24 protein-coding genes are annotated in these 25727 nt (G+C 45.9%); 6 read left to right on the forward strand and 18 right to left on the reverse strand.

Going from position 1 to position 25727, the window contains the following annotated elements; all coding sequences use genetic code 11:
- Positions 1 to 107 precede the first annotated feature (107 nt).
- Together pabB and IE104_RS07185 are read left to right on the forward strand one after the other, a co-directional pair.
- On the forward strand, positions 108 to 1520 hold the full coding sequence (pabB, locus tag IE104_RS07180) for an aminodeoxychorismate synthase component I (RefSeq protein WP_189417067.1): 1413 nt from the start codon (positions 108 to 110) through the stop codon (positions 1518 to 1520).
- 13 nt (positions 1521 to 1533) lie between these two features.
- Positions 1534 to 2286, forward strand: coding sequence for a dienelactone hydrolase family protein (locus IE104_RS07185; protein WP_189417069.1), 753 nt, complete (start codon positions 1534 to 1536; stop codon positions 2284 to 2286).
- Positions 2287 to 2363: 77 nt separating this feature from the next.
- Here the strand turns inward: IE104_RS07185 and thrH are convergent, their stop codons facing one another.
- The 14 genes from thrH to ndhC form a co-directional block, all read right to left on the reverse strand.
- The gene (gene thrH / locus IE104_RS07190; RefSeq protein WP_189417070.1) at positions 2364 to 2981 is read right to left on the reverse strand and encodes a bifunctional phosphoserine phosphatase/homoserine phosphotransferase ThrH; all 618 of its coding nucleotides are present in this window, start codon (positions 2979 to 2981) and stop codon (positions 2364 to 2366) included.
- 117 nt (positions 2982 to 3098) lie between these two features.
- Positions 3099 to 4604: an NADH-quinone oxidoreductase subunit NuoN gene (gene nuoN / locus IE104_RS07195; RefSeq protein ID WP_189417072.1), complete on the reverse strand. Its 1506-nt coding sequence runs from the start codon at positions 4602 to 4604 to the stop codon at positions 3099 to 3101.
- 7 nt (positions 4605 to 4611) lie between these two features.
- On the reverse strand, positions 4612 to 6135 hold the full coding sequence (gene nuoM, locus IE104_RS07200; protein WP_189417074.1) for an NADH-quinone oxidoreductase subunit M: 1524 nt from the start codon (positions 6133 to 6135) through the stop codon (positions 4612 to 4614).
- A gap of 23 nt (positions 6136 to 6158) precedes the next feature.
- The gene (gene nuoL, locus IE104_RS07205) at positions 6159 to 8003 is read right to left on the reverse strand and encodes an NADH-quinone oxidoreductase subunit L (RefSeq protein ID WP_189417076.1); all 1845 of its coding nucleotides are present in this window, start codon (positions 8001 to 8003) and stop codon (positions 6159 to 6161) included.
- Positions 8000 to 8320 carry an NADH-quinone oxidoreductase subunit NuoK gene (nuoK, locus tag IE104_RS07210; protein WP_229837694.1) on the reverse strand — a complete coding sequence of 107 codons (321 nt, stop codon included), beginning with the start codon at positions 8318 to 8320 and terminating at the stop codon, positions 8000 to 8002. The genes nuoL and nuoK overlap by 4 nt, the downstream gene beginning before the upstream one ends.
- Positions 8313 to 8837, reverse strand: coding sequence for an NADH-quinone oxidoreductase subunit J (gene nuoJ / locus IE104_RS07215; protein ID WP_268247515.1), 525 nt, complete (start codon positions 8835 to 8837; stop codon positions 8313 to 8315). The genes nuoK and nuoJ overlap by 8 nt, the downstream gene beginning before the upstream one ends.
- Before the next feature lie 22 nt (positions 8838 to 8859).
- The gene (gene nuoI, locus IE104_RS07220; protein ID WP_189417077.1) at positions 8860 to 9396 is read right to left on the reverse strand and encodes an NADH-quinone oxidoreductase subunit NuoI; all 537 of its coding nucleotides are present in this window, start codon (positions 9394 to 9396) and stop codon (positions 8860 to 8862) included.
- Positions 9397 to 9411: 15 nt separating this feature from the next.
- Positions 9412 to 10413, reverse strand: coding sequence for an NADH-quinone oxidoreductase subunit NuoH (gene nuoH / locus IE104_RS07225; RefSeq protein WP_189417079.1), 1002 nt, complete (start codon positions 10411 to 10413; stop codon positions 9412 to 9414).
- Positions 10413 to 13115 (reverse strand): NADH-quinone oxidoreductase subunit NuoG, encoded by a 2703-nt coding sequence (gene nuoG, locus IE104_RS07230; protein ID WP_189417081.1) that lies wholly within the window; start codon positions 13113 to 13115, stop codon positions 10413 to 10415. The genes nuoH and nuoG overlap by 1 nt, the downstream gene beginning before the upstream one ends.
- Before the next feature lie 133 nt (positions 13116 to 13248).
- Positions 13249 to 14550, reverse strand: a complete 1302-nt coding sequence (nuoF, locus tag IE104_RS07235; protein WP_189417083.1) for an NADH-quinone oxidoreductase subunit NuoF — start codon at positions 14548 to 14550, stop codon at positions 13249 to 13251.
- Complete coding sequence (gene nuoE, locus IE104_RS07240) at positions 14547 to 15065, reverse strand: NADH-quinone oxidoreductase subunit NuoE (protein ID WP_189417084.1); 519 nt, start codon at positions 15063 to 15065, stop codon at positions 14547 to 14549. The genes nuoF and nuoE overlap by 4 nt, the downstream gene beginning before the upstream one ends.
- Complete coding sequence (gene nuoC, locus IE104_RS07245) at positions 15052 to 16833, reverse strand: NADH-quinone oxidoreductase subunit C/D (protein WP_189417086.1); 1782 nt, start codon at positions 16831 to 16833, stop codon at positions 15052 to 15054. The genes nuoE and nuoC overlap by 14 nt, the downstream gene beginning before the upstream one ends.
- A gap of 31 nt (positions 16834 to 16864) precedes the next feature.
- On the reverse strand, positions 16865 to 17554 hold the full coding sequence (locus IE104_RS07250) for an NADH-quinone oxidoreductase subunit B (RefSeq protein ID WP_189417088.1): 690 nt from the start codon (positions 17552 to 17554) through the stop codon (positions 16865 to 16867).
- Positions 17555 to 17568: 14 nt separating this feature from the next.
- Entirely contained in the window at positions 17569 to 17970 is a 402-nt protein-coding gene (ndhC, locus tag IE104_RS07255; protein ID WP_373298483.1) for an NADH-quinone oxidoreductase subunit A, read from the reverse strand.
- Positions 17971 to 18271: 301 nt separating this feature from the next.
- Here ndhC and IE104_RS07260 point away from each other — a divergent pair, with 301 nt between their 5' ends.
- Positions 18272 to 18997 carry a phosphoadenylyl-sulfate reductase gene (locus IE104_RS07260; protein ID WP_189417089.1) on the forward strand — a complete coding sequence of 242 codons (726 nt, stop codon included), beginning with the start codon at positions 18272 to 18274 and terminating at the stop codon, positions 18995 to 18997.
- Positions 18998 to 19103: 106 nt separating this feature from the next.
- Positions 19104 to 19640: a DUF2062 domain-containing protein gene (locus IE104_RS07265; protein ID WP_189417091.1), complete on the forward strand. Its 537-nt coding sequence runs from the start codon at positions 19104 to 19106 to the stop codon at positions 19638 to 19640.
- Between the two features lie 4 nt (positions 19641 to 19644).
- Here the strand turns inward: IE104_RS07265 and IE104_RS07270 are convergent, their stop codons facing one another.
- Genes IE104_RS07270 through IE104_RS07280 form a run of 3 tightly spaced genes read right to left on the reverse strand, consistent with a single transcriptional unit; the run spans position 19645 to position 22821 of the window.
- Positions 19645 to 20895: a lipoprotein-releasing ABC transporter permease subunit gene (locus IE104_RS07270; RefSeq protein WP_189417093.1), complete on the reverse strand. Its 1251-nt coding sequence runs from the start codon at positions 20893 to 20895 to the stop codon at positions 19645 to 19647.
- The gene (lolD, locus tag IE104_RS07275; protein ID WP_189417094.1) at positions 20892 to 21590 is read right to left on the reverse strand and encodes a lipoprotein-releasing ABC transporter ATP-binding protein LolD; all 699 of its coding nucleotides are present in this window, start codon (positions 21588 to 21590) and stop codon (positions 20892 to 20894) included. The genes IE104_RS07270 and lolD overlap by 4 nt, the downstream gene beginning before the upstream one ends.
- Positions 21583 to 22821, reverse strand: coding sequence for a lipoprotein-releasing ABC transporter permease subunit (locus IE104_RS07280; RefSeq protein WP_189417096.1), 1239 nt, complete (start codon positions 22819 to 22821; stop codon positions 21583 to 21585). The genes lolD and IE104_RS07280 overlap by 8 nt, the downstream gene beginning before the upstream one ends.
- 159 nt (positions 22822 to 22980) lie before the next feature.
- On the opposite strand from IE104_RS07280, the gene IE104_RS07285 reads away from it, so the two are divergent.
- Both IE104_RS07285 and IE104_RS07290 read left to right on the forward strand, forming a co-directional pair.
- Positions 22981 to 23550 carry a PilZ domain-containing protein gene (locus IE104_RS07285; RefSeq protein ID WP_189417098.1) on the forward strand — a complete coding sequence of 190 codons (570 nt, stop codon included), beginning with the start codon at positions 22981 to 22983 and terminating at the stop codon, positions 23548 to 23550.
- 27 nt (positions 23551 to 23577) lie between these two features.
- Positions 23578 to 23934 (forward strand): hypothetical protein, encoded by a 357-nt coding sequence (locus IE104_RS07290; RefSeq protein ID WP_189417100.1) that lies wholly within the window; start codon positions 23578 to 23580, stop codon positions 23932 to 23934.
- A gap of 65 nt (positions 23935 to 23999) precedes the next feature.
- On the opposite strand, the gene sthA is transcribed toward IE104_RS07290, so the two are convergent.
- The gene (gene sthA, locus IE104_RS07295) at positions 24000 to 25397 is read right to left on the reverse strand and encodes a Si-specific NAD(P)(+) transhydrogenase (protein WP_189417101.1); all 1398 of its coding nucleotides are present in this window, start codon (positions 25395 to 25397) and stop codon (positions 24000 to 24002) included.
- Positions 25398 to 25727: the final 330 nt, after the last annotated feature.

The raw sequence follows: 25727 nt of genomic DNA on the forward strand, positions 1-25727 counted from the left end.
AAAAATAGTTTTTGTTACAGAGACGCATCGCAAAAGCTTTAATTAGCCAAAACAGCTTTATGGCTTTACGTTAAAATGTGCTGACTATTTTCAGGTGCTCATTGTAGATGTCCATTGCTGCGCGTTTAATTTCGGTTCCCTACTACCCCAGTTCCGCCGATTGGTTTGTGCAAGTGCGCCAATTGGCTATGCCGATTTGGTTAGATTCCGGCCGCCCCCACAGCAATTATGGCCGCTTTGATATTATCAGTGCAGACCCAGCAATCACCCTTAAAACTGTCGGCCAACTAACGCATGTTGAAGCTGATGGTATTTGTAAAAGCTCAACAGAAAATCCATTCACGCTTCTGCAAACCTATCTTCCTCACCATCACAACACCTTAGAGCAGCTTCCTTTTTGCGGTGGTGCCCTGGGCTACTTTGGTTATGACTTGGGCCGAAGACTGGAAAACCTCCCGGAATTAGCGCGGCAGGATATTGGTTTGCCGGATATGTGTGTGGGTATTTATCCCTGGGCGATTGTGCAAGACCATCAGGAGCAGCAGTCCTGGCTTGTGATCAATCAGCATATGGCCCCGGCTTATAACTTTTTGGAAATTGAGAGGGTTTGCTCGAACGAGTTCCAAAAAGCCAGGCTTCACGACTTAAAGCAAACTCTCAAGAGTGATGAAAATTCATTTAATATCAGTAACTTCGAAAGCAATCTTAAAGTAATCGACTATAGCTCAGCCATTAAAAGAGTTAAGGCTTACATTACGGCTGGTGACTGCTATCAGGTTAATTTTGCGCAACGCTTCAGCGCCGAGTTCGAGGGTGACAGCTTCTTAGCTTACCTTAAATTGCGTGATTCGCTCCCATCCCCCTTCTCTGCTTATATGGAACTTAAGGAGGGGGCAATACTCAGCTTGTCCCCAGAGCGGTTTATAAAGCTGGAGCAGCAAGTAGCCGAAACCAAACCCATCAAAGGAACTATTGCTCGCGGCAAAACACCTGATGAAGATTTAGCAAATGCAAAAGCTCTGGAAGCCAGCCTGAAGGATCGTGCTGAAAATTTGATGATTGTGGATCTACTCCGTAATGACCTCAGCAAAACCTGTACAGATGTTAAAGTCCCCGAATTATTCAGCTTACAAAGTTTTGCCAACGTTCATCACTTGGTTAGCACTGTGACAGGAAACTTGAAACCTGGAGCAACCGCACTGGACTTGCTCGCTAGCAGCTTTCCTGGCGGTAGCATTACTGGCGCCCCTAAAATCCGTGCGATGGAAATTATTGAAGAACTTGAGCCGGTAAGACGCTCGGTTTATTGCGGTAGCCTTGGCTACATAAGTGCCTGCGGCAATATGGACACCAATATCGCGATTCGCACCCTCCTTTGTGACGGAAACAAAATCCATTGTTGGGGCGGCGGTGGAATAGTTGCAGATTCAGAAATTGAAAAAGAATATCAAGAGAGCATCGCGAAAGTGAAAGTGCTTTTGGAAACCCTGGAACAAAATTTCAGTAAACAAAAATCATAAGCGAGGAGAGAAAATGTTAATCCAAAATCATCAAGTAGATTTGGAAACGCCCACCGGAATCATGCGTTGTTATGTGTATCGCCCGAAAGAAGATGCAGCGACGGCAGATAAAAAATACCCTGCAATTTTGCTCTACTCCGAAATTTTTCAGCAGACTTCGCCAATTCGTCGCAGTGCGCAAATTATGGCTGGCCACGGTTTTGTTGTGATAGTTCCAGAAGTATTTCACGAGTTAAATCCAATCGGCACGGTCTTGGGTTATGACGATGCCGGGCGTGATAAAGGTAATGCCGATAAGGTGGCGAAGTATCTCGAAGCTCACGATACTGACACCCAAGCGATGATCGATTACTTGCAAACCCTAGCCTACTATTCTGGAAAAGTTGGCGCTATGGGTTTTTGTTTGGGCGGCGGTTTGGCTTATCGTGCAGCGATTAACCCAGCTGTTTCTGCAACCAGTTGCTTTTATGCGACCGACATTCATTCAGGCCTAACACCATCGCAAGCTGGCAATGATAGCCGCACGCGCACAAAAGAAATTCGCGGTGCTCTGCAAATGATTTGGGGTAAACAAGATCCACATATTCCGCCAGAAGGCCGCGCGATTGTGTACAAAGAGTTGGTTGATGCAAACGTAAACTTTAGCTGGCACGAAGTGAACGGTGTTCACGCTTTTATGCGTGACGAAGGCGATAGATATGATGCCGAGTTGCAATTGTGGGGTTACCAAACTGCGATTGGATTTTTCAGGACGAATCTTTACTAATTATTTCTGGATTAGCAAATAAAAAAGCCGAAGTAAAAACTTCGGCTTTTTTTGTATCAACTTTGACGAATCAAAACTTACAAAGTCAGTTCACGATTACTTGCTTTGATAAATTCTTTCTTCAAATCTTCGTAAGTGTGTACCGCTGGGAATTGCGGGAATTGTTCGATTACATTTTGCGGCGCATGGAACAAGATGCCTTGGTCAGCTTCGCCTAGCATTGTTGTGTCGTTGTAAGAATCACCGGCAGCAATTACACGGTAATACAAAGTTTTCAAAGCCAATACCGACTGACGTTTTGGATCGCGTTGACGCAAGGTGTAACCTGCAACCATGCCGCGCTCATCAATATTCAAACGATGGCACAATAAGGTTGGGAAGCCCAATTGACGCATCAAGGGTTGTGAAAATTCGTAGAAAGTATCTGACAAAATAATCACCTGGAAACGCTCGCGCAACCAATCTACAAATTCAACAGCGCCTTCTAATGGCTTCAGAGTGGCGATTACATCCTGAATTTCTTTCAGACCAAGATTGTTTTCTTCCAAAATGCGGATACGTTGTTTCATCAACACATCGTAATCAGGAATATCGCGTGTAGTCGCTTTCAGCGATTCAATTCCTGTCACCTTTGCAAATTCAATCCAGATTTCCGGAACCAAAACACCTTCCAAGTCGAGACAAGCAATTTCCACAACAACCTCCAAATTAGCTAAATATGTAGCCGGTATAATTTACGAATTTTAATAAAACAAAATTTCTATAAATAAAATGCCGACTCAAGGTCGGCATTTTACGTCAACACAGAAACATTAGGGCGTGGGTGCAACCCAAATCAGTTGCGTAATCTGTGCGATAAACATCAGCGGGTTCGGAATAATACCAATAATCAAAATGAATGCCGCCGCACCTAACACCATGATCCCGCCAGTACGTTGACCCCAATTAAACTCGGCATCGAAGCGATGCATATGTTTCTTGGCGAGGAACAAGCTGATGATGGTACGTAAGTAGAAATAAATGCTGATTGAAGAACCAAGCACTACGAATGCAAGTGCAATCCAACCCCAAGGACCTGCACCAACTGCTGCGGTAACTACATAAAATTTACCGATAAAGCCAGCGGTTAACGGAATACCTGCAAGTGAAAACAGAGCCAAGGTGAAAATCGAGGCCAAGTAAGGACGGCGCCAGAACAGACCGCGATAGTCGTTTAGCATGTCGGCATCACGTCTATCTTTTGCATGCGACATCAATGTGACCACACCGAAAGCCGCCAAAGAAGTCATCACATAAATTGTTAGATAAACAGCAAAACCTTCCACGCCAAACTGAGGGCCACCCACTAGTACCAACAACAGCAAATAACCAAAGTGTGCGATAGATGAGTAACCTAACATACGTTTGATATTGTTTTGCTTGAGCGCGAGCAAGTTACCTACCAGCATGGAAATACAGGCTACGGCGATCATAGTGAATACGAAAGGCATTGAGGCTAAAACATTTTTGGATTCGATAATTGCAAAACGAACCAACACAGCAAAGACCGCAACTTTCGCTGCCGTCGCAAGGAAAGCGCCAACGGGTGCGGGTGCGCCTTCGTATACATCTGGTGTCCACAAATGGAATGGGGCAAGCGACAGTTTGAAGAACAAACCAATTACTAACATCATGCCGCCAACAACAATCAATAAGCTTGGTGCCTCAGTAATTTTTGCACCGATTTCGGCAAATGCGAGTGAGCCAATTTGTGCATAAATTAAAGCAATACCGAACAACATAATCGCTGATGCAGTTGCAGACAAAACCATATATTTGATCGTAGCTTCTAAAGAACGTGCGCGATCATAGGTGTAAGCAACCATACCGTAGAGCGCTACAGACATCATTTCCAAACCTATAAACAGTGAGGCCATATGATGCGCACAGCACATAACAATGCCGCCAGCAGTCGCAATAGAAATCAATAAATAAATTTCTTCACGATTGCGCTTGGATGATTCGATATAAGCATTCGTTAAAGTTGTTGCCCCTAAGGCCGCTACCAAAGTCAACGCAGAGAAAAATAAAGCAAAGCCATCAACCACAAATAACGGAGTAACAGTTTGCGGGAGTAATGAAGCTGCTTCCGGAAAGAAATAAGGTTTAAACGCAACATAGACAGTTGAAATTAATGCGATGTTTAATCCAGCTACGGTTACCGTAGCGTTCCACCAGTGATTGCGTTTAATAGCAATTGCAAGCATGACAAATACGGTTGTCGCGCAGGTAATCAATAAGGGCAAAAGCGCCTGAAGATTTTCTAAAGTTATTGTCATTGCAACCTCACTGCGCAACAGGAACAGTTTTAGAGGCAGTAATTATCTGCTCAACACTATTCATAACTGCTGCTGATGTATCCAAGACTGGTTGAGGATATAAGCCCAACCAAACCATAATCAAAATCAAGCTAACCATCATGGTCAGTTCACGCGCATTGATACCAGGAAGTTGCTCTGTACTTTGCGGAGCACCATGGATGGAGCGCTGAACCATAATTAATGAATAAACTGCACCAAGCACCAAACCGGAAGTCGCGAACAAAGTGACTGTTTGATTAACTTTAAAGGTTCCCACAAGAATCAAGAACTCACCTACGAAGTTACCAAGACCGGGTAAGCCGAGTGACGCAGCAGCGAAGAACATAGCGATTGGAGGAATACCAGACATGCGAGCCGATAAGCCGCCCATTTTATTTAAATCGCGCGTTTTCAAACGCTCATAAAGCTGGCCGGAAATAATAAACAAACCAGCAGCTGATACACCGTGAGCCAACATCTGCACAACCACACCTTGCATTGCGATTTGATTGAAAGAGTAAATACCAATCAACACAAAGCCCATGTGCGAAATTGATGTGTATGCAATCAGGCGTTTGATGTCATCTTGTGAGTAAGCAACAAAAGCACCGTAAATAATACCGGCCACACCCAACCACATGGCGATAGGAGCAATTTCTTGGGATGCATGCGGGAAGAATGGAATTGCAAAACGCAACATGCCGTAAGCAGCGGTTTTTAACAGAATACCCGCTAAGTCCACTGAGCCAGCGGTGGGCGCTTGCGAATGCGCATCTGGCAGCCATGAATGGAAAGGAACAACCGGGAACTTCACTGCAAATGCGATGAAGAAACCGAGCATCAAAATCATTTCCATTCCTTCACTCATTTGCGTATTGCGCAAAGCAGCGTAATCGAAGGTCAGGACATTGGTTTGCATGTAGTGAACGAACACCAATCCAACAATCGCCAACAACAAAAGCAAACCTGAAGATTGGGTGTAGATGAAGAATTTGGTTGCTGCACCTACCCTACTGTTTCCTTCAACTGATTTATGGCCCCACAGGGAAATCAGAAAATACATTGGAATCAGCATCATCTCCCAGAAGAAGAAGAACAAAAACATATCCAGTGCGAGGAATACACCGGCAACTGCACCGAGAATCCACAACAAGTTCAAATGGAAAAAACCAACTTTACGTTGCACTTCTGACCATGAACACACAACAGCTAACACGCCTAAAAAGGCAGTTAACAACAACATCAGGATCGATAAACCGTCCAAGGCTAAATGAAAGCTAATGCCAAAACGTGGAATCCAATTAACTTGAAGCTCTTCTGCCCAAACTGATTGGCCAGATGCCAGGTTAGCAAGTGAGTAATCGTATTTGAGCCATAAATGTAACGTGCATGCGAATAACGCAAACATACTGATCAAAGCAATCCAACGTGGAGCTTTGTTGCCGAAACGTTCGGCTTGCCATGAAAGCAAGCCGCCAATAAATGGGATGAGTATGAGCCAGGTAAGCATCTTTTCTCTGGTTCCTTAAGTTCTTACAACAACACAAGCGCGGCGAGAATAATCACCACACCGGCAGCAATAGTGGCAGCGTACCAACGTACACTACCGGTTTGAGTTGCACTCAACAGTCTGTATAACTGCGTAATGCTGGCAGGAATCAGATTGAAGGTTTTATCAACTGGATCTCTACGCAAAATTCGCGTGAGGAAAACATAAGGCTTAACAAGAACCTGATCGTACAACCAATCAAAACCCCAAGCCGCAAACCAGAACTTGGTGAGCACTTTACCAATTGATGAAGACGCAATTGATCTAACAATTTTGGTATCGAAGAGGAACAGGAACGTTGCCAATAAAGTACCAATAACAGCAGTTGAGATAGTCATGATTTCAACGAGGTGCTTGATGCCCTCTTCTGCATGTGGATTAGTTGGCAATACACCATCAAGTGGAGGGGCAATCAACGCACCTACACCAGTAGAGAGAACCAAAAGAATCCCGAGCGGTAACCAGTAGTCAGCACCGTGAAGCGCATGAACTTCAGTTTTAGCTTCGCCGTGGAAAGCAACGAAGATCAAACGGAATGTATAAATTGCGGTCATGAATGCACCAGCCAAACCGGCGTAGAACAATTCAGGATGGCTGGTTGCATAGGCTTCCAAAAGGATTTCGTCTTTTGAATAGAAACCAACAGTAACCCAAGGCAAAGCAACCAGAGCTGCACCACCTATGAGGAAACAAGCGTAAACAAATGGAATCTTTTTACGCAAACCACCCATTTTGAAAATGTTTTGCTCATGATGACAAGCGATGATCACTGCACCCGATGAGAGGAACAACAACGCTTTAAAGAATGCGTGAGTCATCAAGTGGAAGATCGCTGGCTGATAAGCTTTGACGCCCAATGCCAAGAACATATAGCCAATCTGGCTCATTGTTGAGTAAGCGAGAATGCGTTTGATATCGGTTTGAACGAGCGCCGCAAAACCAGCAATGAATAAAGTCACTGCGCCTACGACACCAACGAGGTAGAGAACGTCTGGAGCCAATTCAAATAGAACATGTGTACGCGCAATTAAATAAACACCAGCAGTTACCATGGTTGCAGCGTGGATCAATGCAGATACAGGGGTTGGGCCAGCCATCGCATCGGCCAACCATGTTTGCAATGGCAATTGCGCAGATTTACCTACAGCACCACCCAACAACATCATTGTGGCGAAAACAATTGCGGAAGAACCAACAGTAAATACGGTAGGTGCTTTGGCAATTACTTCTTGAATATTCAATGTGCCCAAATGTTGGTAAAGGATAAACAAGCCAATGGCCATAAAGGCATCACCCACACGGGTAACAACAAAGGCTTTACGTGCTGCAGCACCATTAGCAGGATCGCGATAGTAGTAACCGATCAACAAATATGAGCAGAGACCTACACCTTCCCAACCGAAATACAAAGACACCAGGTTATCGCCCAATACCAACAAAATCATGCTGGCAAGGAAGAGGTTCATGTAGGAGAAGAAACGCGCATAGTCTTCATCGCCACGCATATACCAAGAGGCAAATACATGAATGAGGAAACCTACACCCGTAATTACGCCCAGCATGGTCAGCGACAAACCATCCAGGTACAAATTAAATTCAGGTGTAAAACCTGGAATACTTACCCATGTCCACAACGGCAATACAAACGCGCCTGACTCAGGTTTGTGTTGCAAGAAATCAAAGCCAGCATAAGCCGCAACGAGCGCAGCCAAACCAACGGAACCTACACCTACAAACGCCGCAACATTTTCAGACAAACGTTTGCGCGCTGATACAAGGATCAGGAATCCGATTAGAGGAAATAAAATTGTTAAATAGAGTTGGTTCATCCGCGCATCTCACTTGCTGCATCAACATCCAGAGACTGGTAGCGACGGTAAAGTTGAATAACGATTGCCAAGCCAATTGCAGCTTCTGAGGCAGCCAGAGTCAAAATTAAAATAAACATAATTTGGCCGTCGGGTTGTACCCAACGCGCACCGGCAACTACGAACGCCATAGCGGCAGCATTCATCATGATTTCAATGCTCATCAATACGAAGAGCAAGTTGCGGCGAATCAGCACACCGGCCAAACCCACTACAAAGAGCAATCCGGCCGCTAAAAGGCCATGCTCCACGGGAATTCCGTGGGGAATACTAAGCATTGTTATTCTCCTTATCGTCTTTATCTGCATCGCGGCCCAAATGCCAGGCGGCAACCATAGCGGCGAGCAACAACATGGAGGCTAGTTCTACCGCCAAAACGTAAGGGCCAAATAAAGCAATACCTACTTCTTTTGGACCAACAGTAGTGATGGTAATCAGAGTTTCAAGATTAGGTTTGATGGTATAAACCAGTTCAACCAAAAGCGCCAAAGACAGAAAAGATGGGCCGATCCACGCACGCGGCGATAGCCATTTTCTTTCCTGGTCATCAATCACAGCACCGAGGTTGAGGATCATCACCACGAATACGAAGAGCACCATAATGGCTCCAGCGTAAACGATCATTTCGAGTGCAGCAGCGAAAGGCGCACCTAATGCAAAGAAAATCATTGCCACAGCGAGCAATGAAACCACCAGATACAACAAAGCGTGCACCGGGTTGGCGTTAGTGATAACTCGAATCGATGCAATCAAAGCAATTGCAGCGGCGAGGTAGAAAGCTATTGCAGGTCCCACGTCGGTATATTCCTTTGATTGATTAAGGTAAAAGGCTCTTCACGTTTACCGGTTGTGCTTCGTTTTGCGCACCACCTTTTGGCTTGCCTGCAATGGCCAAACCAGAAACGCGATAGAAGTTATAGTCAGGATATTTTCCCGGGCCAGAAATCAACAAATGCTCTTTCTCATACACCAGATTTTGACGTTTGAATTCCGCCATTTCGAAATCCGGTGTCAATTGGATTGCAGTAGTCGGGCAAGCCTCTTCACACATACCGCAGAAAATGCAGCGCGAGAAGTTGATACGGAAAAACTCCGGAAACCAACGACCATCTTCACGCTCGGCTTTTTGTAGAGAAATACAACCAACCGGACAAGCAACCGCACAGAGATTACAAGCAACACAACGCTCTTCACCATCGGGATCGCGCGTCAGAATAATGCGACCACGGTAACGTGGTGGAACATAAGGCATTTGCTCGGGATACTGAATCGTATCGCGCTTGCGCCATGCGTGGGTAAATACCATCCACAAGCTGCGGAACTGAGTATATGTACCGTGTAAAAGTTTAATCATTTCTGTACCTCAACCTTAAGCCGCTGTGGGTTCTAACAACAGCACTACCGCAGCAGTAGCTACCAGGTTTACAAGCGTAATTGGTAAGCAGACACGCCAACCGAAATCCATGATTTGGTCATAACGTGGACGTGGCAAAGCCGCACGAACCAGAATGAACATCATGATAAAAAACGCTGTTTTAGTCGCGAACCAAACAAATGGTGGAATAAAACTCAACGCGTCGAACGGAGGCAACCAACCACCGAAGAACAAGACGGTAATCAATGCAGAAACCAGAACCACACCAATGTATTCACCCACGAAGAACATACCCCACTTCAAACCGGAATATTCAGTGTGGTAACCCGCAGCGAGATCTTGTTCTGCTTCTGGGGCATCAAAAGGTGAACGGTGAGTTACTGCAATACCGGCAACGGCGAAAGTCAGGAAGCCGAGAATTTGCGGGAACACAAACCAGCAATCTTTTTGCGCATTAACAATTTCTGTCATATTGAATGAGCCGGTGATGGTCACAACGCCCATCAAAGACAAACCCATAAACACTTCATAACTTACTGTTTGTGCAGTAGCACGAACACCACCAAGCAACGCATATTTATTGTTGGAAGACCAGCCGCCAAACATTACCGCGTATACAGCCAAACCAGCCATCGCAAAGAAGAACAGCAGGCCTATATCCAAATCTGCTGCAACCCAACCTGGAATGATTGGCACAATTGCAAACGATAAAAGCAAACCGCTCATCGCAATCGCAGGAGCCAACCAGAAAGTTAACTTATCAACGAAAGGTGGAGTCCAGTCTTCTTTAAAAAACATTTTGATCATATCAGCAGGCAATTGCAGCAAACCGAAAGGACCAGCGCGATTGGGGCCGTAACGATCTTGCCAAAGTGCGAGCAAACGACGCTCAACAAAGCTGAGGAAAGCCGCGCAAACAACCACACCAAAAAGTACGATCAACGATTTAACAACGGACCAAATAATTGCGATAACTTCAGGAGTGAAAATATCCATTACACACTCCCCTTCAAGCTAACAGCCAAACCGGAAGCGACCTTCGGTATACCAGACAGAACCGGAACACCAACTACGCCCGCCGCCAAATCAGTTGAAACCTTAACCGGCGCAACAAACACAGCACCGCCCGCGATAACTTCAGCGTTTTGACCATTTACCAAACCGAGTTTTTGCGCATCGCTAGATGACACAGCTACGTAAGGAGTCGCGATACGCGTTGCAAACACTTCTGAGCGCGATGACATTTCGTCACTGCCGAACAAGTGATAAAGCGGTGCAGATTGCAAACCGGAAACCGCATTTGGAACTGCGCTGAAATATTCAGCGGAAGCAGAAGCTTCAATCAAACGCACACCCGGATCACCTGCACGTAAGCTGCCACCTACTTCATCCTGGAATTTGTTCCAAGCTTGCGGTGAGTTCCAACCTGGAGCCCAGGCAAATGGAATCAATTGCGAATTGTTGGTTGGTCCAGAAATACCTTCCATAGAGAAAGACATCGCTGAATCCTGATCTTGTGGTTGGCGAATTTCATGTACGTTTTGGTTTGCACGCATTGCAGTGCGACCAGAATAACGACGCGGTTCACGCGCAATACGCGAGCCGTGAATACGCAAACTTGAATCAGGCGCAGCCGCTGAGATTGCTGCTAATGCTGAATTAGATTGAGCAAGATTTGCAGTCACATCATCCAACACAGTCCAATCAACTGACTTGTTATCCAAGGTTGATTTGATTGCGTGCAACCAACGCCAGCCTTCGCGAATTAATTGCTCAGGCTTGTAGTAAGACGCATCGAAAACCTGGAAGAAACGTTGCGCACGGCCTTCCATATTTACGAGGGTACCGTCGCCTTCTGCAAAGCTTGACGCTGGCAATACCAAGGTCGCTTTTTCAGCAGTAGCAGTTGATTGGTGATCAAGAACGATAACAGCTTTCGCCGCTTTCAAAGCGGCATCAACCAATTCTGCAGGAGCGCGTTGATACAAATCGTTTTCAACAACAACCAATACATCAGCTTGTCCATCGCGAACTGCAGTCAAAATAGTTTCTACGGATTCGCCACCTTGTGTATTAAGCAATGCAGTACCAAGACTGTTTGCTTCCAACAAGGTTAGAGAAATTCCAACGTCTTTTTCACGCTTTTTCAGCGCGTAAGCGATGTTTGCAGCAGCCTGGATTACAGCTTCAGATTTCAAACCAACGCCGGAAATAACGAGTGGTTTATCTGCAGCTAACAAACCAGCAGCAATCGTTTGTGCCTGTGCAGTTTGTTCATCAGACAAACCTGCAACTGCGGGCGATGATGAATCAATAATATTGGCAACTGCGAAACCTAAACGCGCAATATCTGCAACAGAAGCGCGAGTCGTAGTTGCAGCAATATCATCCAAACGCGTTGCAGTTACGCTTGCGATATACACCGGGCTTTTTTCAGATTGCGCAATATTTTTAATAGGAGCTGCGTTCCACTCAGGAACTTTTTTCGCTGCCGCCATTTTCAATGCGAGAGTTTTTGATGCTTGACGAACAGCAAGCGAAACACGTGCAGCAGTTTGAGTAACATCTTCACCCAAAATAAACACTGCATCAGCTTTTTCAATGTCACGCAGATTTGGAGTAGTAACACTGCCCTCTTTCAACACTTTATGAACGAGTGCATTAAGTGCTTGTTCTTCAGCTGCAACACCGTAAGAGAACTTACCGGCACCAACCAAACTTGCCAACGCAAAATTGGTTTCTAGAGATGCGCGTGGAGAGCCAATACCTACAACGCGTTTACCGCGCAACAAATCAGCAGCTTTATCCAGCGCAGAATCAATAGTGAAAGTCTCTGAGCTTGCATTCAAACGAGGCTTAGTTGGGCGATCTTCACGGTTTACATAACCATAACCAAAACGACCACGATCGCAGAGGAAATATTGGTTTACTGAACCGTTAAAACGGTTTTCGATACGACGAATTTCACCGTAACGCTCGCCCGGGCTGGTGTTACAACCAACCGCGCAACTTTGGCAAACGCTGGGTGCAAATTGCATATCCCATTTACGGGTGTAGTGATCAGCGTGAGTCTTATCGGTGAACACACCCGTAGGACAAACTTCAGTCAAGTTGCCAGAGAATTCGCTTTCCAGATCACCGCTTTCAGGACGACCGAAATACACATTGTCGTGCGCGCCGTAAACGCCGAAATCTTTACCGCCTGCGTAATCGTCGTAGTAACGAACACAACGGTAGCACGCGATACAACGGTTCATTTCGTGGTTAACGAATGGGCCGAGATCCTGATTGACGTGAGTACGTTTGGTGAAGCGGTAGCGACGGGTATTATGGCCAGTCATTACGGTCATATCCTGCAAATGGCAGTGACCACCTTCCGCGCACACCGGACAATCGTGCGGATGGTTGGTCATCAACCACTCAACAACGCTTTTGCGGAATGATTTTGCTTCTTCGTCTTTGATTGCAATGTAAGTTTTATCGTTGGCGGGCGTCATGCACGACATCACCAAACGACCGCGAGTGTCGTTTTCGTCGTTGAATTGCTTAACAGCACACTGACGACAAGCGCCAACAGAACCTAAAGCAGGATGCCAACAAAAATAAGGAATATCGAGGCCAAGACTCAAACATGCTTCGAGCAAGTTATCTGAGCCGTTAACATCGTACTGTTTACCGTCTACGTGAATGGTCGCCATTCTGCGTCTTACCTTTCTTTAAGGTCGTTACCGTTTAAGACAACTCGAAAGTTATTACTTAACGGATTTAAAGTTTAAAGTGATCGTGAAATCACTTCGTGAAAAACTACGCGTTAAAGCTGTTAAAAATTATTTAAGCCTTAATCCCTTTCGCAAATTCTGCGGGGAAGAATTTCAACGCGCTTTGCAGTGGTTCCATAGCTCCCGGGGCGTGTGCACAGAAAGTTTTGCCCGGGCCGAGGAAGCGAGTGAGTTGTTGCAAGGTGGCGATATCGCCCTCCTGCCCTTCACCCGCTTCGATGGATTCTAGGATCTTCACAGTCCACGGCAAACCATCGCGGCAAGGTGTACACCAGCCACAAGATTCGCGCGCAAAGAACTGCTCAAGGTTACGCACTGCTGAAATAATGTTTTGTTTATCGTCCACAACCATGATCAAGGCGGTACCCATACGGCTGCCGGCTTTCATGATGGTGTCGTAGTCCATCGCCAAATCAAGGTGTTCTGGCATCAAGAAGTCGGTTGAAGCACCGCCCGGCAACCAGCAGCTCAGCTCGTAGCCATCAGCCATACCGCCGCCGTGGGTATAAAGCAATTCGCGACCGGTAGTACCGATTGGCAGTTCCCACAAACCTGTGATTTTTGCGCGACCTGAAATACCGTACATTTTGGTACCGGCATCAGGACTTTTACCTTGCGACAAACCTTTGAACCAATCTGCACCGCGCAACAAAATCGCGGGAATGTTCATCAAGGTTTCAACGTTATTTACGATGGTTGGCTTGCCCCATGCGCCCGCTTGCTGCGGAAATGGTGGCTTAGTACGTGGGTTGGCGCGGCGGCCTTCCAAGCAGTTAATCAATGCAGTTTCTTCACCGCAGATATAACGGCCAGCGCCTAAGTGAACGTGAAGTTCAAAATTGAAGCCTGAACCTAAAATGTTTTCGCCGATGTAACCAGCTTTGGTCGCTTGCTGGATTGCAGCATTTAAGCGCTCGCCAGCGATAATGTATTCGCCACGCAAGAAGATGTAGCCTTTGCTTGCGCCAATCGCATAAGCGGCAGTGATCATGGCTTCAACTAACTGGTGTGGAAGCTCTTCCATCAGGAAGCGGTCTTTAAAGGTGCCCGGCTCCATCTCGTCTGCATTACAAACGAGGTATTTCTGGCCAGCATCTGGCCCCATTGGAATCAATGACCACTTAACGCCAGTCGGGAAGCCTGCACCGCCACGGCCACGTAAGTTAGATGCCTTAACTTCGGCCTGTACATCAGTTGGCTGCATGGCAACTGCTTTTTTCAAAGCTGAATAGCCTTCCAGTGCTTCGTAATCTTCAATCGTCAACACTGACTTACCAGCTTTGGTGTAGCGCCAGGTCAGAGGATGTGTTTCCGGGCCTACGTTGGTTAGGCCGACATTGATATTGGAGGTCATTTGTATTGCTCCAATACTGAGTCAATGTTTTCTGGAGTCACATTGAAATGGGTTGCATCGTTAACCATCAACACTGGAGCTTTATCGCAAGCGCCCAGGCAAACAATCGGTAGCAAAGTGAAGCGATCATCAGCCGTGGTTTGGCCTGGCTTGATGCCAAGCTTTTGCTGGATTGAACCGTAAAGCTGGTCAAAGCCCATCAGGAAGCAACCAATACTGTCGCACACTGCAATTACGTGACGGCCAACTGGTTGGCGGTAGATGCGGTTATAAAAGGTCGCAACACCTTCAACATCGCCCGCGCCTACACCGAGGATATCGGCGATTGCGTACACAGCGCCATCTGGCACCCAGCGACGCTGGCTTTGCACGATTTTCAATGCATCAATAATCGCAGCGCGTGGCTCCGCGTAATGATGAATCGCGTGTTCAATTTGTTCACGCTCGAAAGCACTGAACTCAAAGTCGCCAACGCGATCGCTGGCAATTGTCTGGGTAGTATTAGCGGTCAACATCGGCCATCACAAAGTCAATTGAGCCTAGGTAGGCGATAAGATCAGGGATCATAGAACCATTGATCACAGACGGAATTTGCTGCAAGTGCGCAAAGCTTGGTGTACGTATACGCGTACGGTAACTCATGGTGCTGGCATCGGAGGTCAGATAGTAGCTGTTGATGCCTTTGGTGGCTTCAATCATCTGGCAGCTCTCGCCTGCAGGCATAATCGGACCCCATGATACCGACAGGAAGTGCGTAATCAGGGTTTCGATGTCTTGCAAAGTGCGCTCTTTTGGCGGCGGACAGGTCAGCGGATGGTCAGCTTTGTACGGACCTGCTGGCATGTTTTCCAAGCATTGCTTGATGATACGCACTGATTGATGCATCTCTTCCAGACGCAATACTGCTCGCTCATAAGCATCGCCATGTTGGCCAACTGGAACATCAAATTCGAAGTTCTCATAGCCAGAATATGGGCGCGCTTTACGCAAGTCGAAGTCAACACCAGTTGCACGCAAGCCCGGGCCGGTTACGCCCCAAGCCAACGCCTGGTCTTTGTTGTATTGCGCAACATCAACAGAACGCGCAACCAAAATAGAGTTTTGCAGGGCAGCTTTTTCGTATTCTTTTAAACGTGCTGGCAACCACTCAACAAATTCACGCACTAAACGATCCCAACCTTTTGGCAGATCGTGGGCAACACCGCCGATACGATACCAGGCCGGGTGCATACGGAAGCCAGTAATCGCTTCAATCACATCGTAAGCTTTCATACGGTCGGTAAACATAAAGAACACCGGCGACATACCGCCCACATCCTGGATGTAAGTACCGAGGTACAGCAAGTGTGAAGTGATACGGAAGAATTCAGCCAACATGACACGGATGGTTTTAACGCGATCCGGCACTTCAATTCCCGCCAGTTTTTCTACGGCGAGAACATACGGCAAGTTGTTCATTACACCGCCGAGGTAATCGATACGGTCAGTGTAAGGAATGAAAGAATGCCATGATTGACGTTCAGCCATTTTCTCAGCACCACGATGGTGATAGCCGATGTCCGGAACGCAATCGAGAATTTCTTCACCATCAAGTTGCAACACAATACGGAAAGCACCGTGCGCTGATGGGTGGTTAGGGCCGAGGTTCAAGAACATGAAGTCTTCGGTATTGTCTTTGTTGCTGCGTTTCATACCCCACTCTTCGGGGTTGAACAACAAAGCTTCCTGTTCTAAATCCTGCTTAGCGGCGTCGAGTTTAAAGGGATCAAACTCAGTCGCACGCGCTGGATAGTCTTTGCGCAGTGGATGGCCTTCCCATTTCGGGGGCAACAAAATACGCGATAAATGCGGATGGCCTTCAAACACAACGCCAAATAAATCCCAGGCTTCACGCTCATACCAGTTGGCGTTTGGCCAAATACCGGTTGCGGTCGGGAGTTTCAAATCGTCGAGTTTAAGCGCTACCTTGATACGAACGTCGCTGTTGCGATCAATCGAAACCAAGTGATAGAAAACGGTGAAGTCTTCAACTGGCATGCCCAAACGATTTTGACGAAGACGCTCATCGGTAGCGGACAAGTCGTAAAGCATTACGAATGGGCGCGGTACTTTGCGTAAAAAAGTTAATACATCGATTAACTTGTCGCGCGGCACCCAAAGCGTAGGCACATTATCGAGAGTAGTCTGAAACACAAAAGCATCTGCACCAAACTGCGTATGCAGCTCGCGCACTACTTCATGCTCAGCGCCCAACACTGGGCTTATGGTGACGTTTTCGGTCATTATTTACGGTCGCTTAGGCTAATTTTTAAAATTAAACTTCATCAGGTGAACGCAGGTTAACAGCGGCAATACGCTCTGCCTGTTTGCGATCACGCTCAGGTTGTAATTCAGCGCGATACACGCCTTGCTCACCAACTGTCCATGACAATGGGCGACGCTCTTCACCAATAGATTGTTGCAACAAGGTCAATGCTTGCAAGAAAGCTTCCGGGCGTGGAGGGCAACCGGGAATATATACATCGACAGGAAGGAACTTATCTACGCCCTGTACAACCGAATAAATATCGTACATACCACCTGAGTTAGCACATGCACCCATGGAGATAACCCATTTTGGCTCGAGCATTTGCTCGTACAGGCGTTGAACTACAGGCGCCATTTTTATAAAACAGGTTCCAGCAACCACCATCAAGTCAGCTTGACGTGGCGATGCACGAATTACTTCTGCACCAAAGCGCGCGAGATCATGTGGAGAGGTGAACGCTGTAGCCATCTCAACGTAGCAGCATGACAACCCGAAGTTGTATGGCCACAAAGAGTTTGCACGACCCCAGTTAACACCGGCGTGGATCATATCTTCCAAGCGCCCCATAAATACACTTTTATGAACTTCGTCTTCCATCGGATCAGTGCTGGCAAAATTCGCAACGGTTTGCTGCGTCTGCATTGGGTAAGCACCTTGTGCACCTTCTGGATTAGCGCGTGTAAGGGTGTACTTCATTCACAAAACCTCAATTATTCTGCTGACGATTTATCGGCAAGGCGAGCGCGCGCAAGTTCAGCGCGACGATGGCGTTGAGCGGGAGCCCAATCCAAACCGCCGATACGGATCAAATAAACCAAACCTGCCAACAGGATAGCGATAAATAGAACAGCCTCGGCAAAACCAATCCAACCGCTTTCGCGAACGGACACTGCCCAGGCGTAGAGATAAAGCGCTTCAACGTCGAAAATAACGAAGAGCATGGCAACCAGATAGAATTTGGCCGAGAGTCGCAGGCGCGCGCTACCTTGGGATACAACGCCGGATTCGAAAGGGTCGTTTTTTGCTCTACCCCAAGCTTTGCCGCCGAGCCATTGGGGAATAAAGAGCATAACGAAGAGGAGAAAACCAATACCGCCAAGATAGGCTGCAATTGACCAAAATTCAGTGCTGTTTTCCGGGGATAATGACAAGCGAATCACCCTATTTTTTTAGATGAGAAAACAAAATGCGCAATTGGTATAAAAAATAACCTAAGTGCGACATACCCAACAAAATCGGGGTGTAATATAGCAAAGATGAGGAATAACGACAAATTGTTATTCCCTCATTATTCAGATATTTGCACTAAATTGAATCAAAAATCCGGAATAAATTATCCATCCAACCCCAAGAGTTTTTAGTGTAGCTCTGCTATTCTTTGCTCCTTCCGTTTTCACCAACAGAATCGCTCTTATGAATGACCCACTAATTTCGCTTGTTGATATCGAGCAAAAATTACAACACGAATCTCCCCAAAAAATTATTAAATACGCTCTCTCGCAATACGAGAATATCGCGATTTCGTTTAGTGGCGCAGAGGACGTAGTCTTAATTGAAATGGCGCGAAATTATCGCCCGGATGTGCAAGTGTTCTGTCTGGACACTGGCAGACTTCATCAAGAAACCTACCGTTACCTTGAAAAGGTCCGCAAACACTACGGTATTAAAATTGAAATTATGGCGCCAGATGGCGAAGCTTTGCATCAATTGACCAGTGAAAAAGGTCTCTTCAGCTTCTATGAAGACGGGCATCACGAGTGCTGTGGAATTCGCAAAACCCAACCCTTGCGCAAAAAACTGGCAACCGTAGACGCCTGGATTACCGGTCAACGCAAAGATCAAAGCCGTACTCGCGCCGAAATTCCTGTTATTCAAGACGATAAACTATTTGCTCGTCCCAACGGCACGCTGACCAAATTTAATCCGCTTGCCAATTGGAGTTCACAGGAAGTCTGGGCTTACATTCGCATGTGCGAGATTCCTTACAACGAATTGCACGACAGAGGCTTTATCTCAATTGGTTGCGAGCCCTGCACTCGCCCTGTTGGTCCCAATCAGCACGAACGAGAAGGTAGATGGTGGTGGGAAGAAGCGACCAAGAAAGAGTGCGGTCTGCATTCGGGGAATATTTCCAACTAAAAAACAGGCACCACTTTAAGATGTCGCATGCTTACGCAGACGTAAAATTGGTGGTCGCCTGAGCTTCAGGCATAATGCCGATCATTAAAATCCCTATGGTTTTAGCATGTCACGCTTTTCGTTAAAAAAATTTATGCCGCCTGCTGAAACCGTCAAAAACAGCAAATCCTTGCGTTTTTTAGGGTCGCTGCTCGACGATCCAAATCTATTCCACATGAATCGTCGCTCCGTTTCCAAAGCTTTTTTCTGGGGCGTTTTTATTGGGCTGCTTCCTCCAATCCCCATTCATACTCCGGTTGCAGCAAGTGCAGCTTTAGTTACAAGAGCTAATTTGCCGCTAACGATTGCAGCCTGTTGGATCGCAAACCCAATTACCATTCCATTTATTATGTATGCGTTTTATCACCTGGGGCGCTCCATATTACATATGGAGCCTGCGCCAGATATGGAATTTACCTGGGCGTGGTTAACTCATGAGTTTGAAATTATTTGGCGGCCTTATTTGCTTGGCTCATTGATTGGCGCTAGCAGCTTATCGACACTCGCCTATTTTTTATCAAATTATATGTGGCGGCTTAACGTAAAGCGAAGATGGTATGCGCGACAAAAACACAGGGCTGTCGAACATCAATTGGATAACTAAATTTTTATTCGTAACGCAAAGCATCCGCAGGTTGAACGCGACTTGCTCTCCACGCAGGATAGAGCGCGGCAAAGAAACAAATAAATAAAGAAGTGGCCGACACTTGCACAACATCAGACCAATATAAATTAGATGGCAAATAGCTAATGGGGTACACATCAGAATGCAAAAACTGAATTCCTAATAACCTTTCCAAACCTGCAATTAAATCTGTTACCACCCAGGACAAAAGCACGCCGAGAATCGCACCGATACTTGTACCAATCAATCCAATCAAACCACCTTGAATCATAAAAATACCAATGATTTCTTTGCTTGATGCACCAAGCGTTCGCAAGATTGCGATATCACCTTGTTTATCGACTACCACCATAATCAAGGTAGAAATCAAATTAAAAGCGGCAATACCAATAATTAAGAAGAGCAGCAAGCTAACCAGGCTTTTGGACATTTGAATAGCTTCGTAAATGGTGCCGTGTGTGCGCATCCAGTGGGAGCCAAAATAACCAACAGGTAACTGATTGACAGCGTTCATCACAATTGACGGAGCTTCAAATAAATCATCAACCTGCAACCGAATCCCGCTTACTTTTCCTGGAAACTCTGACGCTTGGGATGCTGCATTTAAATTCATCAATGCCAAAGTCTGGTCAACATTGGTGTTGCTTTTTAGGATTGCAATAACGTCGAGCATTAAAATACCCGGTGTTGCATTGGCATCAGCGGAGCGCGGAATGATTAAGGTAATTTTATCGCCGACATTAACGTGTAATTTGTCCGCTATGCCCTGCCCAACAATAACCGCCTGCGAATTTTGACTGAGTAGCACCAAGGCACCAGCCGGTAAATATTGTTCAAGCGAACTAAGCTTTACTTCCTGTGCAGGATCGACACCAAATAAATTAGCGGGCGCCACATGTTTCTGATGATTAAATAATCCCTGGATTTGCACAAACGGTGCCGCGGCAAGGATGCGTTTATCTTGCTTAAGCTGATCAATCAAGGAAACATAATCAGCAATACCTTCGCGGTGGTAAATCATAGCTTGCGGCAGAATCCCTAAAATGCGCTCACGCAATTCTCTGTCGAATCCATTCATAACTGACATAACGACAATTAACAATGCAACGCCGATTACTAAACCAGCAGTAGACAAGCGCGAAATAAAAGATACCAATTGGCTGTGCTTACGCGAAATGCCGTAACGCGCTCCCACCAAAAATGTAAAGCGATTAAAAACTGCTTTTACATTCATAGTAAAACGCCATCCGCGAGCGTTAGAGTTCTATCCATTTTTGCAGCAAGTCGCAAATCATGCGTGACAACGATAAAACTGGTACCAATAGATTGATTAAGTTCCAGCATTAATTGTTGAATGCTATCTGCCGAATGTGTATCCAAATTGCCGGTAGGCTCATCCATTAATACGCAAGCGGGCGATGTTACTAATGCGCGTGCAATAGCGACTCGCTGGCGTTCACCACCCGACAATTCTGAGGGTTTATGCTCAAGGCGATGACCAAGACCAACACGCTGCAACATAAGCGTCGCTTTTTCTTTAGCCAGTGACTTGCTCATTTTGCCAATCAATAAGGGCATGCAAACATTTTCCAATGCGGTAAATTCCGGCAACAAATGATGAAACTGGTAAACAAAACCCAGGTTTCGATTGCGCAAAAAACCGCGCTCATCGGCACTCATGCTCGATAACAACTCACCTGCAACCGAAACTTCGCCTGCGTCAGGTACATCCAATCCGCCAAGAATATTAAGTAGCGTTGATTTACCTGAACCAGATGCTCCCACTATGGCGACGCGCTCGCCAGAACGAATATCAATATTGATATCTTTTAGAACACTGACTGCCAATGCACCTTCGCCGTAATGCTTGCTTACGTCTGTACAATTTAATACTGATGTGGTTGATGATGAAGGTGCAGAACTATTCATAACGCAATGCCTCGGCGGGCTCAATTTTACCGGCACGATAGGCCGGATACAGCGTAGCTAAAAAACTTAACGTCAATGCTGTCAGTGTGATGGTAACAAGATCTTGCCACATTAAAAAACTTGGCAAACCGGTAATATAAAATGTTTCGGGGTCGAAAAAATGAAAACCGAATGCTGATTCAAGCAAACTCATAATCGGGTTGAGTAACCAGGTCAAAATGCAGCCGGCAATTACGCCGATAAATGTTCCAACGAAACCAACGGCGCTGCCCTGCACTATAAAAATTCCCATCACTTGTTTTGCAGTTAAACCCAGGGTACGTAGTACAGCGATATCAGAACGTTTGTCAGCCACCATTAACACCAAGCTCGAAACTATATTAAATACTGCAATAAAAATTAAAATGTTCAGCAGCGTGCCGGTTACAATTTTTTCCATTTTCACCGATTGAAAAAGACTGCCCTGGGTTTGGCTCCAATCTTTTACCTTGTAATCGTTACCAAACTTAGCGCTCAGTTCTTTCATTACATTTGCAGCATCATATAAATCTACTGTTTTTACGTGCAGCCCTTGCGCGCCGGCCACACGAAAGAATTTTTGCGCGTCGCTTAAATGGATAAGCGCCAAATTAAAATCTACTTGCCCACCCACTTCAAATACGCCAACAAGCGTAAAATTTTTATTGCGGGGGAAAATACCGGCCGGTGTAATATTAATATCCGAAGAGGTAATCATGACCTTGTCGCCCGGCGCCAATCCCAACTGGCGCGCCATCATACTGCCCATGACTACACCAAACTCACCAGGCTTCAAATTGGTCAATGAACCAATGAGCATATGCTTATCTATTACCGAAATTTTCAATTCTTCTTCGGGCAAAACACCTTCAATTTGTATGCCCTGGATATCGCTGCCATAACCAACTAACGCTTCACTGGCAATGTAGGGCGCCGTGCCTATAACTTTGGGGTGTTCACGCACTCGCTGCGCAATTTCAGACCAATTGCTCAAGGCTGGTTCGCGATCAATATAACCATGGGGGATCACGCTAAGCAGGCGCTGCTTCATCTCCCTGTCCAGCCCATTCATGACCGAAAGTACAATAATGAGGGCCATAACTCCCAATGCCATACCAATTAGCGAAAAAGCACTAATAAAGGAAATGAATTGGTTACGGCGCTTGGCGCGGGTGTAACGCAAGCCTATATAGAGAGGTATGTTTTTCATCATGGGGCGCATTAAACCTACTAACGTAGCTGATGTAAAGGCATAGCTCCAAGTCAGGATATGTTCGATTCGAAGCTCGCCCAATTGCCTTTTCTCGGAACAAATGCCGGCCTTGTGCTATGTTTAATACTCTAACCGCACAAGAAATTAAGAGAAGTTGCCATGTCAGAGCGTCGTAGTTATTTTCGGATTGATGAAACTATCGCCCTAGAGTTCAAAAATGTAGATGAGCTTACGGCGAACAAAAACCAACCGGATGCTTTATTTAATAACGCAAACTCATTAAAGCTTTACTCCGAACTTAAAAAAATTGACGCAGACAACGCCCAATTCCTGTTCCAAATTAAAGAGCTTAGCCGCCCACTCGCTGAATATTTGCACAACTTGAACCGCAAAATTGAATTGCTCGGCCAGCAATTAATGGCAGACCAAAAGCCTTCTCCCCCCTCTAAAACGATCAAGCAAGTTAACCTTAGTGAAGGTGGTATTGCCTTTGGAAGTTCAAGCGCACTCAACACCGATGATTTTATCGGTTTGCGTATTGTTTTCTTACCCAGCAATGCCGGCCTGATTTTATTTGCCAAAGTGATCCGCTGCGAGCCAAGCAATACCGGAGAGTTTCAGGTAGCTGCAAAATTTCATCGTATTACTGATTTGCAGCAACAGTTAATTGGCCAGCAAATTATGCGTGCACAAATGGCGGAAAAGCGCCGACTTCAAGAAAACTCCTGATAAAAGAATCGCTAGGGATTTTGTATTATGAAAACCTTACTTTTATTGTTGATAGCCACTCTGGGTTTGTTCATTTCAGAATTGAGCGTGGCTGACACGGTTAAAATTCCCGTGGGCGCACAAACACCGGAATTGCAACAGGTTGCAAGACCCGCAACAGGCTTAAGCAAGACTCAAGTGAAGAGCCAATATGGCGAACCTAAACAAGAAAACCCCGCTAAAGGTAAGCCGCCTATTTCAAGTTGGGAATATGCTGAATTTACCGTTTATTTTGAGAATGATCATGTCATTCACAGCGTAATTAAGCCTGTGTTACATGAGGAAAAAGAAATCATTATTAAAACAACAGACGAGATGTCGGAAGATGATTTAAAGCTTAAATAAGTTTTTACAATCACAAAAAAAGGCGCATCTAAAATGCGCCTTTTTTTGTTCTAGCCCAGCTTATTTTATCGACGGCTCACACGGTTCATACCGTCCAAAGCCGCAATGCGATAAGTTTCTGCCATAGTAGGATAATTAAATGTAGTGCTCAGGAAATATTGAATTGTATTACCCGCACCCTTCTGCCCCATAATCGCCTGGCCAATGTGCACGATTTCAGCAGCTTCCGCTCCAAAACAATGGACCCCCAGAACCTCCAGGGTATCCACGTGGAATAACAGCTTTAGCATACCCACGTTTTCGCCAGAAATTTGTCCGCGCGCCGTATTTTTAAAGAGCGCACGCCCTACTTCATAAGGAATTCGCGCCTGGGTTAATTCTGTCTCAGTTTTACCTACCGAACTAATTTCCGGCAGAGTATAAATGCCCGTTGGAACATCTGATACCTGCACACAGGCATCACCTAAAATTCCACCTGAAACGGCACGGCCTTGGCCATATGATGCGCTCGCCAAGCTTGGCCAGCCAATCACATCACCTACGGCATAAATATTTTCTACACTAGTGCGATAGCAGTCATCGACTTTCAAATTACCACGGTGGTCAGCCTTCAAGCCCACAGCATCTAAATTCAGCGAATCTGTATTTCCGCTGCGGCCGTTACACCACAAAATAGCATCGGCCTTTAAACGTTTGCCGGATTTTAGATGCAAGGTAACCGAATGCTCATTTGATTCAATTTTTTCATACTCTTCGCTATGGCGAACCGTTACACCGCTATCGCGCAGGTGATAACTAAGCGCATCAGAAATTTCATCATCCAAAAATGACAAGAGACGGTCACGGTTATTGATTAAATCAACTCGCATTCCCAAGCCTGAAAAAATCGACGCATATTCACAACCAATGACACCAGCACCGTAAATAATGATATGACGAGGAGTGTGTTGCATTTCCAAAATGCTGTCGCTGTCATAAAGACGTTCCTGACTGAAATCAATGTCATCAGGACGATAGGGACGAGAACCCGTAGCGATAATAATATCTTGCGCAGTGAATTTTTCTTTTGCACCGTCTTGCAGCACGAGGCTAATAGTATGCGCATCAATAAAAGACGCTTGCCCAATCAGTACATCAACACGGTTGCGAACATAAAAATTGGTGTGCAGTTCAACTTGTTTGGGAATTACGCGAGCGGCAGATTGCAAAACACGGGGGAAAGTCAGGCGGCGGCTATCGCCAATTTCACGGAATAAGCTATCTGATTTGAAATGAATAATTTGTTTTACGACATGACGCAGAGACTTTGATGGGATGGTGCCTTTGTGTGCGCAACTTCCGCCTACAACGCTTCTATTCTCAATAACCGCGACACGCTTGCCCGCCTTGGCGGCTGCAATTGCAGAACTTTCGCCCGCAGGACCAGATCCAATTACCAGCACGTCATACATGTAATCTGCCACTTTATCCCCCTAGCGCTCATCTTGATCAAATACCTATTTAGAGACATAGGCACGATTGTTAAAACTCTCGAATGCTGTAACTGCCGAATATTGAAACTATTGTAGCAATGAAACTTGCCGAATGCCTCAGGCGACAATAACAAACGCTTAAAACCTCAAATAATGTTCAACTTTTAGTCGATTTCCTTGCGGCCGCTCTGCACTGACGAATTCCAGGCAATTCCTCTTCCATGTGATCAACGTATTGGATACAAATTTCGTTAATAAGAGAAGAGATAAAAAATTAAGGTACAAAACCCACTTTTTCCGAGCGCGCGGGTACAATGAAGC

Origin of the sequence: Cellvibrio zantedeschiae (genome assembly GCF_014652535.1) — a bacterium.
In the GTDB taxonomy this organism is placed as follows: domain Bacteria; phylum Pseudomonadota; class Gammaproteobacteria; order Pseudomonadales; family Cellvibrionaceae; genus Cellvibrio; species Cellvibrio zantedeschiae.

Bases quoted from the DNA above. Each gene is read 5' to 3' on its own strand.
- nuoE (WP_189417084.1), bottom strand. From the start codon at position 15,065: ATGTTGACCGCTAATACTACCCAGACAATTGCCAGCGATCGCGTTGGC.
- nuoM (WP_189417074.1), bottom strand. From the start codon at position 6,135: ATGCTTACCTGGCTCATACTCATCCCATTTATTGGCGGCTTGCTTTCA.
- IE104_RS07260 (WP_189417089.1), top strand. From the start codon at position 18,272: ATGAATGACCCACTAATTTCGCTTGTTGATATCGAGCAAAAATTACAA.
- nuoK (WP_229837694.1), bottom strand. From the start codon at position 8,320: ATGCTTAGTATTCCCCACGGAATTCCCGTGGAGCATGGCCTTTTAGCG.
- IE104_RS07185 (WP_189417069.1), top strand. From the start codon at position 1,534: ATGTTAATCCAAAATCATCAAGTAGATTTGGAAACGCCCACCGGAATC.
- IE104_RS07270 (WP_189417093.1), bottom strand. From the start codon at position 20,895: ATGAATGTAAAAGCAGTTTTTAATCGCTTTACATTTTTGGTGGGAGCG.
- IE104_RS07290 (WP_189417100.1), top strand. From the start codon at position 23,578: ATGAAAACCTTACTTTTATTGTTGATAGCCACTCTGGGTTTGTTCATT.
- IE104_RS07285 (WP_189417098.1), top strand. From the start codon at position 22,981: ATGTCAGAGCGTCGTAGTTATTTTCGGATTGATGAAACTATCGCCCTA.
- pabB (WP_189417067.1), top strand. From the start codon at position 108: ATGTCCATTGCTGCGCGTTTAATTTCGGTTCCCTACTACCCCAGTTCC.
- nuoH (WP_189417079.1), bottom strand. From the start codon at position 10,413: ATGGATATTTTCACTCCTGAAGTTATCGCAATTATTTGGTCCGTTGTT.
- IE104_RS07265 (WP_189417091.1), top strand. From the start codon at position 19,104: ATGTCACGCTTTTCGTTAAAAAAATTTATGCCGCCTGCTGAAACCGTC.
- IE104_RS07250 (WP_189417088.1), bottom strand. From the start codon at position 17,554: ATGAAGTACACCCTTACACGCGCTAATCCAGAAGGTGCACAAGGTGCT.
- nuoC (WP_189417086.1), bottom strand. From the start codon at position 16,833: ATGACCGAAAACGTCACCATAAGCCCAGTGTTGGGCGCTGAGCATGAA.
- nuoL (WP_189417076.1), bottom strand. From the start codon at position 8,003: ATGAACCAACTCTATTTAACAATTTTATTTCCTCTAATCGGATTCCTG.
- nuoN (WP_189417072.1), bottom strand. From the start codon at position 4,604: ATGACAATAACTTTAGAAAATCTTCAGGCGCTTTTGCCCTTATTGATT.
- IE104_RS07280 (WP_189417096.1), bottom strand. From the start codon at position 22,821: ATGATGAAAAACATACCTCTCTATATAGGCTTGCGTTACACCCGCGCC.
- lolD (WP_189417094.1), bottom strand. From the start codon at position 21,590: ATGAATAGTTCTGCACCTTCATCATCAACCACATCAGTATTAAATTGT.
- nuoF (WP_189417083.1), bottom strand. From the start codon at position 14,550: ATGACCTCCAATATCAATGTCGGCCTAACCAACGTAGGCCCGGAAACA.
- nuoI (WP_189417077.1), bottom strand. From the start codon at position 9,396: ATGATTAAACTTTTACACGGTACATATACTCAGTTCCGCAGCTTGTGG.
- nuoG (WP_189417081.1), bottom strand. From the start codon at position 13,115: ATGGCGACCATTCACGTAGACGGTAAACAGTACGATGTTAACGGCTCA.